The 14540-nt window shown below is 74.4% G+C and carries 12 protein-coding genes; 8 read left to right on the forward strand and 4 right to left on the reverse strand.

Annotated features, from left to right (window positions below; genetic code table 11):
• Window positions 1-57: 57 nt before the first annotated feature.
• The 3 genes from HCN52_RS12015 to HCN52_RS12025 all read right to left on the reverse strand — a co-directional run bounded on the left by HCN52_RS12015 (window position 58) and on the right by HCN52_RS12025 (window position 3593).
• The gene (locus tag HCN52_RS12015) at window positions 58-1305 is read right to left on the reverse strand and encodes a DUF5667 domain-containing protein (RefSeq protein WP_168088414.1); all 1248 of its coding nucleotides are present in this window, start codon (window positions 1303-1305) and stop codon (window positions 58-60) included.
• A 194-nt stretch (window positions 1306-1499) separates the two neighbouring features.
• Entirely contained in the window at window positions 1500-2273 is a 774-nt protein-coding gene (locus HCN52_RS12020; RefSeq protein ID WP_168088415.1) for an ECF subfamily RNA polymerase sigma factor, BldN family, read from the reverse strand.
• A 303-nt stretch (window positions 2274-2576) separates the two neighbouring features.
• Window positions 2577-3593, reverse strand: coding sequence for an HAD family hydrolase (locus HCN52_RS12025; protein WP_168088416.1), 1017 nt, complete (start codon window positions 3591-3593; stop codon window positions 2577-2579).
• A gap of 224 nt (window positions 3594-3817) precedes the next feature.
• On the opposite strand from HCN52_RS12025, the gene HCN52_RS12030 reads away from it, so the two are divergent.
• The 6 genes from HCN52_RS12030 (at window position 3818) to hemB (ending at window position 10612) form a co-directional block, all read left to right on the forward strand.
• Window positions 3818-4099 (forward strand): glutaredoxin family protein, encoded by a 282-nt coding sequence (locus HCN52_RS12030; protein WP_168088417.1) that lies wholly within the window; start codon window positions 3818-3820, stop codon window positions 4097-4099.
• 371 nt (window positions 4100-4470) lie between these two features.
• The gene (locus HCN52_RS12035; protein WP_168088418.1) at window positions 4471-5322 is read left to right on the forward strand and encodes a redox-sensing transcriptional repressor Rex; all 852 of its coding nucleotides are present in this window, start codon (window positions 4471-4473) and stop codon (window positions 5320-5322) included.
• Window positions 5319-6725: a glutamyl-tRNA reductase gene (locus HCN52_RS12040; protein WP_168088419.1), complete on the forward strand. Its 1407-nt coding sequence runs from the start codon at window positions 5319-5321 to the stop codon at window positions 6723-6725. Before HCN52_RS12035 ends, HCN52_RS12040 begins: the two co-directional genes overlap by 4 nt.
• Window positions 6722-7693, forward strand: a complete 972-nt coding sequence (gene hemC / locus HCN52_RS12045) for a hydroxymethylbilane synthase (RefSeq protein WP_168088420.1) — start codon at window positions 6722-6724, stop codon at window positions 7691-7693. The genes HCN52_RS12040 and hemC overlap by 4 nt, the downstream gene beginning before the upstream one ends.
• The gene (locus tag HCN52_RS12050) at window positions 7690-9360 is read left to right on the forward strand and encodes a bifunctional uroporphyrinogen-III C-methyltransferase/uroporphyrinogen-III synthase (RefSeq protein WP_209314443.1); all 1671 of its coding nucleotides are present in this window, start codon (window positions 7690-7692) and stop codon (window positions 9358-9360) included. The genes hemC and HCN52_RS12050 overlap by 4 nt, the downstream gene beginning before the upstream one ends.
• A 259-nt stretch (window positions 9361-9619) precedes the next feature.
• On the forward strand, window positions 9620-10612 hold the full coding sequence (gene hemB / locus HCN52_RS12055) for a porphobilinogen synthase (RefSeq protein WP_312876658.1): 993 nt from the start codon (window positions 9620-9622) through the stop codon (window positions 10610-10612).
• Window positions 10613-10922: 310 nt separating this feature from the next.
• Here hemB and HCN52_RS26395 read toward each other — a convergent pair whose 3' ends face one another.
• On the reverse strand, window positions 10923-11867 hold the full coding sequence (locus HCN52_RS26395; protein WP_376767121.1) for a TetR/AcrR family transcriptional regulator: 945 nt from the start codon (window positions 11865-11867) through the stop codon (window positions 10923-10925).
• Window positions 11868-12013: 146 nt separating this feature from the next.
• Between HCN52_RS26395 and HCN52_RS12065 the strand changes: the two genes are divergently transcribed.
• Together HCN52_RS12065 and HCN52_RS12070 are read left to right on the forward strand one after the other, a co-directional pair.
• A complete protein-coding gene (locus tag HCN52_RS12065) occupies window positions 12014-13522 on the forward strand; it encodes an FAD-dependent monooxygenase (RefSeq protein ID WP_168088422.1) in 1509 nt (502 codons plus the stop codon).
• Between the two features lie 170 nt (window positions 13523-13692).
• Complete coding sequence (locus HCN52_RS12070) at window positions 13693-14448, forward strand: SDR family oxidoreductase (RefSeq protein ID WP_168088423.1); 756 nt, start codon at window positions 13693-13695, stop codon at window positions 14446-14448.
• Window positions 14449-14540: the final 92 nt, after the last annotated feature.

Raw genomic sequence — 14540 nt, forward strand, 5'->3', positions numbered from 1 at the left:
GCGGCACCGTGATTACGGTGCCGCCCTTCGACGCGTGAGAGAGGCGCGGTCGACCCGCTACTCGGACTTCCTTATGTCGATGCCGAGCCCCGGCAGCAGGCCGTCGATCAGCGGGGGAATCGTCACATCGGGTTCCGGTCCGGGCGAGCCCGATTCCGGAGACTCCTGCGAGGATTCCCCACCGCCGACACCCGGTAGCGGCGGCGGATCCAGCAGCCCGCCGCCACCCCCGCCCAGCAGCCCCTCGCGCTCGGGCTTCTGGTCCTCCGGGGGCGCCGGCGCCTCCCGCTGCGGGGGCGCCTCCTCGGCGGCAGGCGGGCTGTCGGTGGGGGCGGAGGGCGACGGCTCGACCTCCGGTGTGCCCGCCGGGGGTTGCGGCGCCGGCGGTGCGGCGTCGTCCTCCGCCCGACCCGGGTCGTCGCGTCCCGTCGGCAGCAGCGCCTGGAGCGGATGGAGGTCGTCCTCCATCGCCTCGAACACCGAGGTGACCTCGTCGCCGATGTCGTGGAGCTGGGGCGGCAGCATGGCGCGCAGCTCGGTCCAGTTGCCGCCGTGTCGCTCGTTGAAGGCCGACAGAGTGCGCAGCGTGTCGATGGAGCCGTTGGTCTCCCAGGCGGAACTCAGCAGCCGGTGCCCCTCGGCGGCGTCGCTGTGCATCTGGGAGAGCGTGGTGCGGACCTCGGCCACCTGCTCCTCGTCGAGGTCACCGGCTCGTTGGCGCTCCATCAGCCGCCGTGCTTCGCCGAGCCTCGTGGAGGCCTTGTCCAGGTGCACGCCCCCGCGGTCGGCGTCACTCCCCGCCAGGTCGAGGCGGAGGTCCTCCATGCCCCGCTTGAGGCCGTAGAGGGTGTCGCCCGGCAGGGCATCGGTGCTCGCCGCGGCCGCACCGCCGAAGGCTCCGGCGGCGACCCCGAGACCAAGACCGCCGGCCGCCAGGCCTTTGGTCAGCCGGGTCTTGGGGCGGAGGCGTGCGAAGGCCCCCGCGGCGCCGGTCGCGCGGTGCGCGCCCTTGCGGCGGGCGCCCCGCTGCTCGGGCACGGCCTCGCCTCCGGCACCGCCGAAGGCGTTCTCCATGGCGGCGACGAGCTGAGCGCGCTGAGTCGTCCTCGTCTCGGCGCTCAGCTCGGGGCGGGGCGCGGCCCGCAGCTCCTCCGCCAGGGAGAGAAGTCCGGCCTGGTCCGCGTCGTTCGGCGCGGAGCCTGGCTCCTGTGTCGTTCGGTCTGCCGGCGCCTCGCCGAGTCGCGGCTCATCGAGGGCTTCGGCGAAGGCGTTGGCCCGGCGGCTGGTCGGAACGGATCTCAGCACGGGGTGGCACCTCCTCTCGTCAGCATGGTCGACTCCCCAATGCGGACCGGAGGTTGCCGTCCGCCACGATATTCGCCCGTTCGGGTGAAATATGACGGATGGACCCGGCCAGAGAGAGCCTGCAAGCTCCCCAACGAGTGGCCGGGCACTCGGGTTACGGCCGGATGATGATGTGATCGCTTGCGGTCGGGCGACTACCGAGCGTCATCGGGTAGCAGTCGCGCGAGTGTCCGGACTGCCCGGTACTGCAACGTTTTGATGGCCCCCTCGTTCTTGTTCATGGCGCTGGCGGTCTCGGCGACGGACAGGCCCTGGAGGAACCGCAGGGTCACGCATTCGCGTTGCTGGGGGTTGAGCCGGCGCACGGCTTCCAGCAGCGCCGAGTTGGAGAGGTGTTCGAGAACGGAGTCCTCGGGGCTGCGCTCCATCTCGTTGGGGTCGAGCATCTCCCCGGTGGTGACCTCCAGCCGGTAGCGGCTGGACTTGAAGTGGTCCGCGACGAGGTTGCGGGCGATCGTCACGAGCCAGGCGCCGAAGTCGCGGCCCTGCCAGGTGAAGGTGCCGATGCGTCGGAGGGCGCGGAGGAAGGTCTCGCTGGTGAGGTCCTCGGCGGTGGCGCGGCTGCTGACGCGGTAGTAGATGAAGCGGTAGACGGTATCGGCGTACTGGTCGTACAGCTGGCCGAACGCCTCGGACTCCCCGCCCTGGGCGCGCTCGACCAGGTCCATCATGCGGCGGCTGTCGCTGTCGACCGGGCGGCGGCCGGCTGTGGTCCCGGACCGGGCGCGCCGGCGGGTCGATGTGGTTCCGGTCGTGCTCTCGGTCATGGCGTACCCCGGACCGGCGGTGGTGGCCGCGGCGACCGCGGGGCCGGGTTGCGCGGCGGGGACGAGCGCGCGCAGCCGATCGACGATCGCGAGGTGGGGCGTGGCCAGGCCCGAGGCGTCAACCCCGACGTGTGGGTACACGGGACTCCCAGAGGCAGAGCTTCCAACACGTTCAGTACGAGGCCGGTCATCGTCACCTGGCTGGGGACGGTGGAGCCGGATGCGTCAGAGGAGAATAACGCTTCGTACACTCCGCACTACACCTAGTTGCGAAAATCGCCGGTTCAGTCGGAAGTCTTGCGTGTTGGCGCCGCTACGCCATGCAAACGCCATGGCAGGGATGATCGACACCTGATCGGATCTGATCGGTGCTTGAACGAGAGTGATCACTCGGTGGGGGCGCCCGTCGGGGTGCGCCCGGGTGCCGGGTGCCGGGCCCAGCTGTCAGCGACGCTTGCGGCGCAGGGCCAGAGCAGCGGCGGTCCCCCCGGCCAGCGCCCCCGCGGCGGCCGCCGCGGGCACCCCGAACCGGACGGCTTTTCGTCCCGTCCGGTAATCACGAAGACGCCAACCGCGCTCCCGGGCGTGCGCCCGGAGCGTCCTGTCCGGATTGATCGCGTACGGATGGCCCACGAGTGACAGCATCGGAATGTCGTTCGCGGAGTCGCTGTACGCCGCGCAGCGGTCGAGATCCAGCCCCTCGCCCGCCGCGAGCGCGTCGATCGCGACAGCTTTCGCCGGTCCGTGGAGCGGTTCGCCGGCCAGCCTGCCGGTGTAGACGCCCGCCACCGACTCCGCCACGGTGCCCAGCGCGCCGGTGAACCCGAGGCGCCGCGCGATGATCGTGGCCGTCTCCACCGGCGCCGCCGTCACCAGCCACACCTGCTGGCCGGCGTCGAGATGGGCCTGGGCGAGTGCCCGGGTCCCCGGCCACATCCGGGCGGCCAGGTACTCGTCGTAGATCTCCTCGCCGATGCTCATCAGCTCCGAGACGCGGTGGCCGCGCACGATCGACAGCGCACTGTCCCGGGCTTCCGCCATGTGACCGCTGTTCTCCGTGCCGGCGAGCCGGAAGTACGCCTGCTGCCAGGCGAACCGCGCGAGGTCGCGACTGCTGAAGAAGTCGCGCTTGTAGAGTCCGCGGCCGAAGTGGAACAGCGCGGCGCCCCGCATGATCGTGTTGTCGAGGTCGAAGAAGGCCGCGGCCCGGGTGTCGCCCACGACCGGGAAGGCGGGCTCCGCCGCCGGGGCCGGCAGGACAGGGGGCGCGGTGTCGGGTGTGCTCCCGGCGCCGGGCGGGGCACCCGCCAGGTCCTGCTGCCGGGCCTCGGCCGCTTCGTGCGCCTCCACGGACTCCAGCGCCTCCACGGACTCCAGCGCCGCCGCGGCCGAGGCCTCGCCCGCGGTCACGCTGCGCCTGGTCGGGACGAGCCGGGTGCGGGGGCTGAACCAGGGGCGCATGGGGTCGAGGATAGCCACTGCGCCGGGCTCGTCGGCGCCCGGTGAGCCCGGGCGGTCGCGCGTCGCCGCCCGTCAGGGGCGTGCGCCGTCGCGGCCGCCGGGGCCGGGGTCTGCCGCCGCGCCCACCCCGCCGGCCGGGTCGCCCCGGCGTGACTCTCACCACTCGCCACCGCGGGGGACGTCGTGTGGTCGGCGGCCCGGTGGCGGCGGCGCACAATGAGGTCATGACTCCGCTGTTCCGCCGCCAGGCCGCGCGCAAGGACCCCGCCGACCGGCTCGTCACGCTGGTGGGGAAGCCCGGCTGCCACCTGTGCGACGACGCCCGCGCGGTGGTCGAGGAGGTCTGCGCCGAGCTCGGAGTGCCGTGGGAGGAGCGGGACATCACCCGGGATCCGGAGATGCACGACCGCTACTGGGAGCAGATCCCGGTGGTGCTGGTGGACGGTGCGCAGCACGACTTCTGGCGGGTCCGGGCCGACCGGCTCAGGGCGGCGCTGGCCGGGTGAGCGAAGCCGGGCGCAGAGCCCCGGTCGAGCAGGAGTGGGCAGGTCGGAGGCGGTGCGGGGCTGGTCGCTCCGCGTGTCGTGCCCTCGGTTTCTGGCATACGATGCGAGGCCGTCCCCCCGTGCGCGCCCCGGCCCCGGGGCTGCCGTGCCGACCGGTGGTCGACCGGTCGCCGGGGGTGGCGGGCCGGTCGTCGGCGAGTCCACAGGAGGGTGATCCGGTGCGTTCTTCCATGCATGTGGCACCGGTCACTTTGCTCGGACAAAACGGACAGTATCTTTGTGCACGCGTTCACAAAGGCATAGCCTGGGCGCCATCGGGCGGACGGGTACACGGTGTCCGCCTTTCGCTTCGCACTACCGGCAGGAGCAACGTGGCAACTGGCCGACCCCATCGACCAACGACGCGCGGCCGCGGTATCCCCGAGGCGACTGTCGCACGGCTCCCGCTGTACCTGCGCGCGCTCACCGCGCTGTCGGAGCGGTCGGTACCCACTGTCTCCTCCGAGGAGCTGGCCACCGCGGCCGGGGTGAACTCCGCGAAGCTCCGCAAGGACTTCTCCTACCTCGGCAGCTACGGCACACGCGGTGTCGGCTACGACGTGGAGTACCTCGTCTACCAGATCTCCCGCGAGCTGGGCCTGACCCAGGACTGGCCCGTGGTCATCGTCGGCATCGGCAACCTCGGCGCCGCCCTCGCCAACTACGGCGGGTTCGCCTCGCGCGGCTTCCGGGTCGCCGCCCTCATCGACGCCGACGCCGCCATGGCCGGTCGGCCGGTCGCCGGGATCGCCGTCCAGCACATCGACGAGCTGGAGTCGATCATCGCCGACAACGGCGTCTCCATCGGGGTCATCGCCACCCCGGCCGGCGCCGCGCAGCAGGTCTGCGAGCGGCTGGTCGCCGCCGGTGTGACCTCCATCCTGAACTTCGCGCCGACGGTGCTCTCCGTGCCGGACGGCGTCGACGTGCGCAAGGTCGACCTCTCCATCGAGCTGCAGATCCTCGCCTTCCACGAGCAGCGCAAGGCCGGCGAGGCCGCCGCCGGCCCCGACATCACCGACATGGTCACCCCCGTCGTCCCGCCCGTCGCCGCCACCCGGCGCCGCGCCGACGACGTCCCGGCGCGCCCGGTCGTCGACGGGGCCGCGCCCCACGGTGTCGGTGACGCCGGCAGCGGCCCCGACGGTTCCGACGGCGGCCGATCGGCGGCGATGCCGGCATGACCGTCCTCGTCGTCGGGCTCAGCCACCGCAGCGCGCCGGTCAGCCTGCTGGAGCGCGCCGCCATCGACCCCACCACCCGCGGGACCCTCCTGGAGGAGATGGTCGGCGCCGGGTGCTGCCCGCTGGCCGAGCCGGTGCTGGAGGCCTCGGTCGTCTCCACCTGCAACCGCATCGAGCTCTACGCCGACGTGGAGAAGTTCCACGCCGGCGTCTCGGAGCTGACCGCGGCCCTGGCCCGCCACAGCGGCGTGGGTGTCGAGGAGCTCACCCCCCACCTCTATGTCCACTACGACGACCGCGCCGTGCACCACCTCTTCTCGGTGGCCTGCGGGCTGGACTCGATGGTGGTCGGCGAGGGGCAGATCCTCGGTCAGCTGAAGAACGCCCTGGCGGCGGCGCAGGAGCGCCGGACCGCCGGGCGGGTGCTGAACGAGCTGTTCCAGCAGGCGCTGCGCGTCGGCAAGCGGGCCCACAGCGAGACGGGGATCGACCGTGCCGGCCAGTCGCTGGTCACCTTCGGGCTGGAGCAGCTGGCCGCCGGCGCACCGGTGGACGAGTGGGTCGCCGGCAAGCGGGTGCTGCTGATCGGCGCGGGGTCGATGTCGGCGCTGTCGGCCGCGACGCTCGCGCGGGCCGGTGCGACCGAACTGGTGATCGTCAACCGCACCGTGGACCGGGCCGAGCGGCTCGCGACCACGCTCGCCGAGAGCTTCGGCCCCGAGGCGGGCGGTTCGCTGCACGCCCGCGCCGTGCCGATCAACGCCATCTCCGTCGCCGCCGAGCTCGCCCTGGCCGACATCGTCGTCTCGTGCACCGGTGCCACTGGCACCGTGCTCACCGCCGACGCCGTCACCAAGGCGCTGGGGGAGCGGCAGGCGCTCGGCCGGGCCGACGGACCCGAGGCGCGGCCCCTCGCGCTGCTCGACCTCGCCATGCCGCGCGACATCGACGCCGGTGTGCGCGCGGTGCCCGGCGCGCGCCTGGTGGACATCGAGTCGCTGGCCGCGGTGGCCGGCGGCGGCGACGGCCCGGTCGCCGACGACGTCGACGCGGTGCGCGGGATCGTCGCCGACGAGGTCGCCGTCTTCGGCGCCTCGCAGCGCGCCGCGCACATCACGCCCACCGTGGTCGCGCTGCGGTCGATGGCGCGTGACGTCGTCGCCGCCGAGATGAGCCGGCTGGAAGGCCGGCTGCCAGGTCTCGACGAGCGCGAGCGCACGGAGATCACCCGGACCGTCCGCCGCGTCGTGGACAAGCTCCTCCACGCGCCGACGGTCCGCGTCAAGGAACTCGCCCAGGAGCCGGGCGGCGCCGACTACGCCGTCGCGCTCCGGGAGCTGTTCGACCTCGACCCGCAGGCGGTGGCCGCCGTCAGCAACCCCGAACAGGAGCGGTCGTCATGAGGCCCCTGAGGCTTGGAACCCGGCGCAGCAGGCTCGCCATGGCGCAGTCCGGGCAGGTCGCCGAGCGGGTGCGCGAGCGCACCGGGCGTCCCGTGGAACTGGTGGAGATCACCACGTACGGCGACGTCTCGCGCGAGCACCTGACGCAGATCGGCGGGACGGGCGTCTTCGTCTCGGCGCTGCGCGACGCGCTGCTCGCCGGCGAGATCGACCTCGCCGTGCACTCGTTGAAGGACCTGCCCACCGCGCAGCCCGACGACCTCGCGCTCGCGGCGGTGCCGGAGCGCGAGGACCCCCGGGACGCGCTGATCGCGCGGGACGACCTGACCTTCGAGCGGCTCGCCGCCCGCGGGGGCGTCCGCGTCGGCACCGGCTCGCCCCGCCGCATGGCGCAGCTGAACGCCTGGGCGCGGTCGCTGGGGTGCGAGATCACCACCGTCCCCATCCGGGGGAACGTCGACACCCGGATCGGATTCGTCCGCGACGGTGAGCTCGACGCGGTCGTGCTCGCCACCGCCGGACTGCGACGGGTCGGCCGGGAGTCGGAGATCACCGAGATCCTGCCCTCGGACACCGTCCTGCCCGCCCCCGGCCAGGGGGCACTGGCGATCGAGTGCGCCGCGTCCGACGCGGACCTCACCGCCCTGCTCGCCGGTCTCGACGACCCGCACACGCGGATCGCCGTGACCGCCGAGCGAACTCTGCTCGCCGCACTGGAAGCAGGCTGCAGCGCGCCCGTCGCCGCGCTCGCCGACCTCCGGGACGAGGGGCAGAAGGCCACCGTCATGCGCCTGCGCGGCGCCGTCGGCACGATCGACGGCTCCTCGCTGGTGCAGCTGTCCACCACCGGTTCCGTGGCCGCGTCCGTCGAGGAGGCCCTGTCCCACGCGCGAGCGATGGGCCGGGCACTCGCCGACGAGATGCTTGCCAAGGGTGCTGCCGGTCTGATGGGGGAGCGAGCGCTTTGAGCCCCACCACCGCACGCGTGCATGCCCAGCCGAAGCCGTCCGGCGTGACCTCCCACGGGCACGTCACCTTCCTCGGAGCCGGACCCGGAGACCCGGGGCTGCTCACGCTGCGCGCCGTCGAAGCACTGGCGCAGGCCGATGTCCTGATCGCCGACCCGCCGGTCTACGAGGTGGTGCGCGCACACATCAGGGCGGGAGCGGACACACCGCTTCAGCCGGTCGAGGACGAGCCGGCGTCCGGCCCGCAGCGGGCTGACGATGGAGCAGATCTTGTCATGGGGGCCGCGCGCGGCGGCAAGCGGGTGGTGCGTGCCGTGGCGGGCGATCCCGGCCTCGACGCGGACGCCACCGGCGAGATGCTGGCGTGCGCCCGGGAGGGCATCACCTTCGAGGTGGTCCCCGGCGTGGCGGAGGCGACGGGCGTCGCCGCCTACGCCGGTGTGCCGCTGCGCGACGCCGGCGGGGCGGACGTGCGGTTCGTCGACGCCCGCACCGCCGACGGCCGCTGCTGGACGGAGATAGGCGCCAGTGACGCGACGCTCGTCGTCTCCACGACCCTCCAGTCGGTGGGCGCGGACGCGGCGAAGCTGGTCTCCTCGGGCCGCAAGCCCGACACCCCGCTGTCGGTGACGGTGGGCGGCACGACCACGCAGCAGCGGACCTGGTCGGCGACGCTGGGCACCATCGAGCGGACGCTGAAGTCGGCGAAGGTGCTGCCCTCGGCCGACGGGGGCCGCACCGTGATAGCGGTCGTGGGCGAGCGGTCGGCCCCGGCGTACCGGGACGAGCTGGCCTGGTTCGAGTCCAAGCCGCTGTTCGGCTGGCGGGTGCTGGTGCCGCGGACCAAGGAGCAGGCGGCCTCGCTCTCGGAGCAGCTGCGCTCCTACGGCGCGGTCCCCAGCGAGGTGCCGACCATCGCCGTCGAGCCGCCGCGGACACCGCAGCAGATGGATCGTGCGGTGAAGGGCCTGGTGACGGGGCGCTACGAGTGGGTGGCGTTCACCTCCGTCAACGCGGTCAAGGCGGTGCGGGAGAAGTTCGAGGAGTACGGGCTCGACGCCCGCGCGTTCGCCGGGATCAAGGTCGCGGCGGTCGGCGAGCAGACCGCCCGTGCGCTGATCGACTTCGGCGTCCGACCGGACCTGCTGCCCAGCGGGGAGCAGTCGGCGGCGGGGCTGCTGGAGGACTGGCCGCCCTACGACCCGGTCTTCGACCCGATCGACCGTGTCTTCCTGCCGCGTGCCGACATCGCGACCGAGACCCTGGTCGCCGGGTTGATCGACATGGGCTGGGAGGTCGACGACGTGACCGCCTACCGGACGGTGCGCGCCTCGCCCCCGCCCGCGCCGACCCGCGAGGCGATCAAGGGCGGCGGCTTCGACGCGGTGCTGTTCACCTCGTCGTCGACGGTGCGGAACCTCGTCGGGATCGCCGGCAAGCCGCACAACGTCACCGTGATCGCCTGTATCGGGCCGGCGACGGCCAAGACGGCGAAGGAGCACGGTCTGCGGGTGGACGTCATGGCGCCCGAGCCGTCGGTGGCGCGGCTGGCGGAGGCGCTGGCCGAGTTCGGCGCCGACCGGCGGGCGGCGGCGCTGGCCGCGGGCGAGCTGCTGAAGCGGCCGAGCGAGAAGCGCCCGCAGCGCAGGCGGCCGCGCTCGGTCTGACCGGCCGCTCGCCCCGGCCCGGTCATCCGCGCACGCACGACGACGGCGCGGCCCACGGTGGGAACCGTGGGCCGCGCCGTCGGTGCGCCGGGGGTCTGTACCGTGAGGAGTGCGTGTCGCGCCGGGCGGCGGAGCGCGGTGGCGCCGCGGGTCAGCGGCGTCCCCGGTGCGCGGGGCCGGCCCGAGGCGTGCGACCGGCGGCCGGACGGGTTCCGTTCTGCGTGCCGGTGAAGACTCCCGTGAGGCGAAAGGTCCCGATGTGAGCGTCGACGACGCCGGTTTCCCCCATGTGCGGCCGCGGCGGCTGCGGAGCTCGGCCGCGATGCGCGAGCTGGTCGCCGAGTACCAGGTCCGGCCGGCCGACCTGGTGCTGCCGGTCTTCGCCCGTGAGGGCATCGACGAGCCGGTCGCGGTCTCCTCGATGCCGGGCGTCGTGCAGCACACCCGTGACTCGCTGCGGCGCGCGGCCGCCGAGGCGGCGGAGGCGGGGGTGCGCGGCATCATGCTGTTCGGCGTCCCCGAGCACAAGGACGCCGTGGGCTCGGCCGGTACCGATCCGGACGGGGTGCTGCAGCGCGCCATCCGCGACGTGCGGGCGGAGACCGGCGACGCCCTGGTGATCATGTCCGACCTCTGCCTGGACGAGTTCACCGACCACGGCCACTGCGGCGTGCTGGACGCGCGGGGCGCGGTGGACAACGACGCCACGCTGGCCCGCTACGCGGAGATGGCGCTGGTGCAGGCCGAGGCCGGCGCGGACGTGCTGGGGCCCAGCGGGATGATGGACGGCCAGGTGGGGCACGTGCGCCGGGCGCTGGACGCGGCGGGGCGCACCGACGTGGCGATGCTGGCGTACACCGCGAAGTACGCCTCCGCCTTCTACGGCCCGTTCCGGGAGGCCGTGAACTCCTCGCTGACCGGGGACCGCAAGAGCTACCAGCAGGACCCCGCCAACGGACGGGAGGCGCTGCGGGAGCTGGAGCTGGACCTTGCGGAGGGCGCCGACATGGTGATGGTGAAGCCGGGGATGCCCTACCTGGACGTGCTGCGCCGGGTGGCGGACGCGGTCACCGTCCCGGTGGCGGCGTACCAGATCTCGGGGGAGTACGCGATGGTCGAGGCCGCTGCCGAGAAGGGGTGGATCGAGCGGGAGCGTGCCATCGACGAGACGCTGCTGTGCTTCAAGCGGGCCGGCGCCGACCTGGTGCTGACCTACTGGGCGACCGAGGCGGCGCGCCGGCTGCGGGGCTGACGACCCGCCGCGCCCGGTCCTTGTGGCCGGGCGCCGGGCACGGCCCGGACGCCGCGCGGGGCGGGACGGGGGCTCGGGGGGCCGTCTCTCGGGGCGGGACGGCGGGGGTCGGCCCCGCCCGGGTCTCGCCATCCCGTCGGCTGCTCCGCCCGCGGGTGGGGTGGTGGGAACCTCCGTCGGACGGTCGCCCCCCCCTGAGCCGCCGGCGCGCGCGGCCGTGTTCGGCCGAGGGGGTGGCACCGCATCCGTGACAGGTGGGGCCGGGCCGCGGACGGAAGGGCGGCTCCGCCGTCCGGACCCCGCCACGGCGTCAGCCGGCTGCCCCGGGGTCCCGCTCCGGGGGACCGGCGGGGGTGTGGGCGTCCGGTGCGGTCAGGTAGCGCTGCACGCTCGGTCCGAGCCAGGCGACGACCTGGTCCTCCGAGAGCGTGACGGCCGGCGGCAGTCGGAGCACGTAGCGGGCCAGCGCCATACCGAGCACCTGTGACATCACCAGTGCGCCGCGCGCCGGTGCCTGCGCCGGATCGGGGCAGACGCCGCGCACCGCGGGGCCGAGCTGGTCGCGGAAGACGGTGCGCATCCGTTCGGCGCCGGCCGGGTTGGTCGCGGCCACCCGCAGGACGGCGGCGAGGGTCTCGTTCCCCTCCCACAGCCGTACGAAGTGCCGGACCAGGGTGGCGCCGATGTCGTCCCGGGGGACGCGGGCGAGGTCGGGGAGGCGGAGGTCGAGTTCGGAGGCGGCGGCGAAGAGTCCCGCCTTGTTGCCGAAGTACCGCATCACCATCGAGGGGTCGATCGACGCGTCGCGGGCGATCGCCCGGATGGTGGCGCGCTCGTAGCCGTCGCAGGCGAAGCGGTCGCGGGCTGCGGTGAGGATGGCGGCCCGGGTGGCGTCCGAGCGCCGCGCGGGCTCGCGGGGTTCCGCTTCGGCCGCGTCCGTGTGGTCGGCCGCGTCGGCACGGACGGGGGCGCGGCGCCCGTTCGGCGGGGGCGCGGCGCCGGGGTCCGACACGCCGGAGGCTGCGGTCGGTGGGGTCGGGGCGGCCGGGGTGTCGGCGGTTGCGGCGGAGCCGCCGGCCGTCGGCGCGGGCTCTTCGCCCGATGCGTCGGCAGAGGGCTCCGGCGGGGACTCGCGCGCCCCGGGCCCGCGTGCGGGAGCGGGGTCGGGGGGTCCGTGGGCGTGGCTGTCCGCGCCGGTGCGCGGGGGGCGTGACCCCTCGTGGTCTCCGGCGCGGGCCGGGTCCTCCAGCATCATGGCGCACACCTTAGGCCAACGCTTGTGGGCCTACAAGCGTTGACTCGCGGTAATGGGGTCGCTACTCTCGTCAACACTCGTTGGCCAACACCTGATGGCCAACGCTTGTGGGCCCGTACCGGGCCACTCGGTCAGAGGAGGCAGTCATGTCCGGCACCGCCGGTACCCGAACCCGCCACCACGCCACCGAGGTCGCCGTCGTCGGAGCGGGCCCCACCGGGCTGCTGCTCGCAGGCGATCTCGCCGCCGCCGGCCACCGCGTCACGCTCGTGGAGCGACGCGCGCCGGGCCTCTCCCCGCTTACCCGCGCCTTCGGAGTGCACGCCCGCACCCTGGAGCTCCTCGACGCCCGGGGCATCGCCGACGACCTCGTGGACACCGGAGCCCCGCTCGGTGAGGTCCGCCTGTTCGGCGGAGTGACCGTCCGACTCGCCCGCCCCGACAGCCGGTTCGGCTTCCTGCTGGTGACGCCGCAGTTCCAGGTCGAGGCGCTGCTCGCCCGGCGCGCCCGGGCGGCGGGCGTCCGCTGCATGCCGAGCACGGAGGTCAGCGGGCTCGCGCAGGACGGCAGCGGCGTCACGCTCCACCTGCGGCGCGCCCCGGGTGCGGACCCGGCGAACACGCCGGCCGTGCGCACGGTCCGTGCCCAGTACGTCGTCGGCACGGACGGCCACCGCAGCACCATCCGCCGGGCACTCGGTCAACCGTTCCCCGGGGTGTCCGTGCTGCGTTCTATGGTCGTCGCCGACGTCCGGCTGCTGGAGGACCCCGGGGAGAACGCGCTCACCGTGCGGGGGGTCCGCGGCGCGGTCGCCTTCCTCGCCCCGTTCGGCGACGGGTACCACCGGGTCTTCGCCTGGTCCGCCGAGGAGCGGGAACCCGGCTCGCCGGTGGAGCTCGCGGACGTCCGCGACACGGTCTGGCGCGCCCACGGCACCGACTACGGCATGTACGACGCCCGCTGGCTCTCCCGGTTCCACTGCGACGAGCGGCAGGTCCCGCAGTACCGCATCGGCCGGGTCTTCCTCGCCGGCGACGCCGCCCACATCCACTCGCCCGCGGGCGGCCAGGGGATGAACACCGGACTCCAGGACGCCGCCAACCTCAGCTGGAAACTGGCCGCCGCACTGGACGGTGTCCCCGGGGCGGAGGCGCTCCTCGACAGCTACCACGACGAACGGCACCCCGTCGGTGCCGCCGTCGTGCGGTCCAGCGGAACGATCCTGCGGCTCGCCACCGCGGAGAGCGCCGCCGACCTCGCCCGGCTCACCGTCGCGACCGGGCTGCTGGGCGGGCTCCCACCCCTGCGGCGGCGCATCGCCGGGCGGCTGAGCGGGCTCGACATCCGGTACCCGGCACCGCAGGGCGCGCACCGCCTGGTCGGCAGACGGGCGGTGGACGTGCCGCTGCGCGGCGGCGGCCGGCTCTACGCGTCGCTGCGCGCCGGCCGCCACGTGCTGGTGACCCCCGACTCCGTCGCCGCACCCGCCGGCACCGGTGTCGGCGTCGGTGTCGGGGGCGCCGTCCACGAGCACTGGGCGGACCCGGGCCGGCGGGACCAGTGGCTGGTCCGGCCGGACGGCTATCTGGCGTGGGCCGCCGACGACGCCGCGGCCCGTCCACCGCTCACCCCGGCGGCGGAGCTCATCGCGTGACCTCCGGCACCGCCCCCGCGGCCGGTCCGGTGCCGGGCCGGCGGTCCGGCACCGGGCGGGCGCGGGGACGCGGTGTCCGGACGGGCCGGTGCGGTGGCCGTCTGCGACGATGGCGGCGGCGCGGTCCGCTGTCCGGTCCGTGCGGCCAGGCCGAACAGGAGGCAGCAGTCATGGAGAAGCGCACCGCCGTGGTCACCGGGGCGAGCAGCGGGATCGGGGCGGCGACCGCCCGGCGGCTGGCGAGCGAGGGCTACCGGGTGGTGCTGACTGCTCGCCGGACCGAACGCATCACCGCGCTCGCGGAGGAGTTGACGGCCGCCGGCCACGAGGCGACCGCCCAGGTGCTGGACGTCACCGACCGCGACGCGGTGCGCGCCTTCGCCACCGACCTCGGCGTCTGCCACGTGCTGGTCAACAACGCGGGCGGGGCGCTGGGCGCGGATCCGGTGGCCGAGGGGGACCCCGAGGACTGGCGCCGCATGTACGAGGTGAACGTCATCGGGGTGCTGCACATGACGCAGGCGCTGCTCCCCGCGCTGCGCGCCTCGGGCGACGGCACCGTCGTGGTGGTCAGCTCCACCGCCGGTCAGGCCGTCTACGAGGGCGGCGGCGGGTACGTCGCCGCCAAGCACGGTGCGCACGTGCTGGCGGAGACGCTGCGGCTCGAACTCTGCGGCGACCCGGTGCGGGTCATCGAGATCGCGCCGGGGATGGTGCGGACGGACGAGTTCGCGTTGAACCGGTTCGGCGGCGACCGCGCGCGGGCCGCCGACGTCTACCGCGGGGTGGCGGAGCCGCTGACCGCGGAGGACGTGGCGGACACCGTCGGCTGGGCGGTCACGCGGCCCTCGCACGTCAACGTGGACCTGCTGATCGTCCGGCCGCGGGCGCAGGCGTCCAACACCAAGGTGCACCGGGAGCTGTGAGCCGCGTCGCCGGCGGTGCGCCGCGGCGACGCGGGCACGACGTCGGCCGGGGCCGGGAGCGGTGTCGCTCCCGGCCCCGGCCGGTGTGAGGG

This window comes from Streptomyces bohaiensis, assembly GCF_012033785.1.
Taxonomy (GTDB): domain Bacteria; phylum Actinomycetota; class Actinomycetes; order Streptomycetales; family Streptomycetaceae; genus Streptomyces; species Streptomyces bohaiensis.

Bases quoted from the DNA above. Each gene is read 5' to 3' on its own strand.
- HCN52_RS12025 (WP_168088416.1), bottom strand. From the start codon at position 3,593: ATGCGCCCCTGGTTCAGCCCCCGCACCCGGCTCGTCCCGACCAGGCGC.
- HCN52_RS12065 (WP_168088422.1), top strand. From the start codon at position 12,014: ATGTCCGGCACCGCCGGTACCCGAACCCGCCACCACGCCACCGAGGTC.
- HCN52_RS12070 (WP_168088423.1), top strand. From the start codon at position 13,693: ATGGAGAAGCGCACCGCCGTGGTCACCGGGGCGAGCAGCGGGATCGGG.
- HCN52_RS12030 (WP_168088417.1), top strand. From the start codon at position 3,818: ATGACTCCGCTGTTCCGCCGCCAGGCCGCGCGCAAGGACCCCGCCGAC.
- hemC (WP_168088420.1), top strand. From the start codon at position 6,722: ATGAGGCCCCTGAGGCTTGGAACCCGGCGCAGCAGGCTCGCCATGGCG.
- HCN52_RS12040 (WP_168088419.1), top strand. From the start codon at position 5,319: ATGACCGTCCTCGTCGTCGGGCTCAGCCACCGCAGCGCGCCGGTCAGC.
- HCN52_RS26395 (WP_376767121.1), bottom strand. From the start codon at position 11,867: ATGATGCTGGAGGACCCGGCCCGCGCCGGAGACCACGAGGGGTCACGC.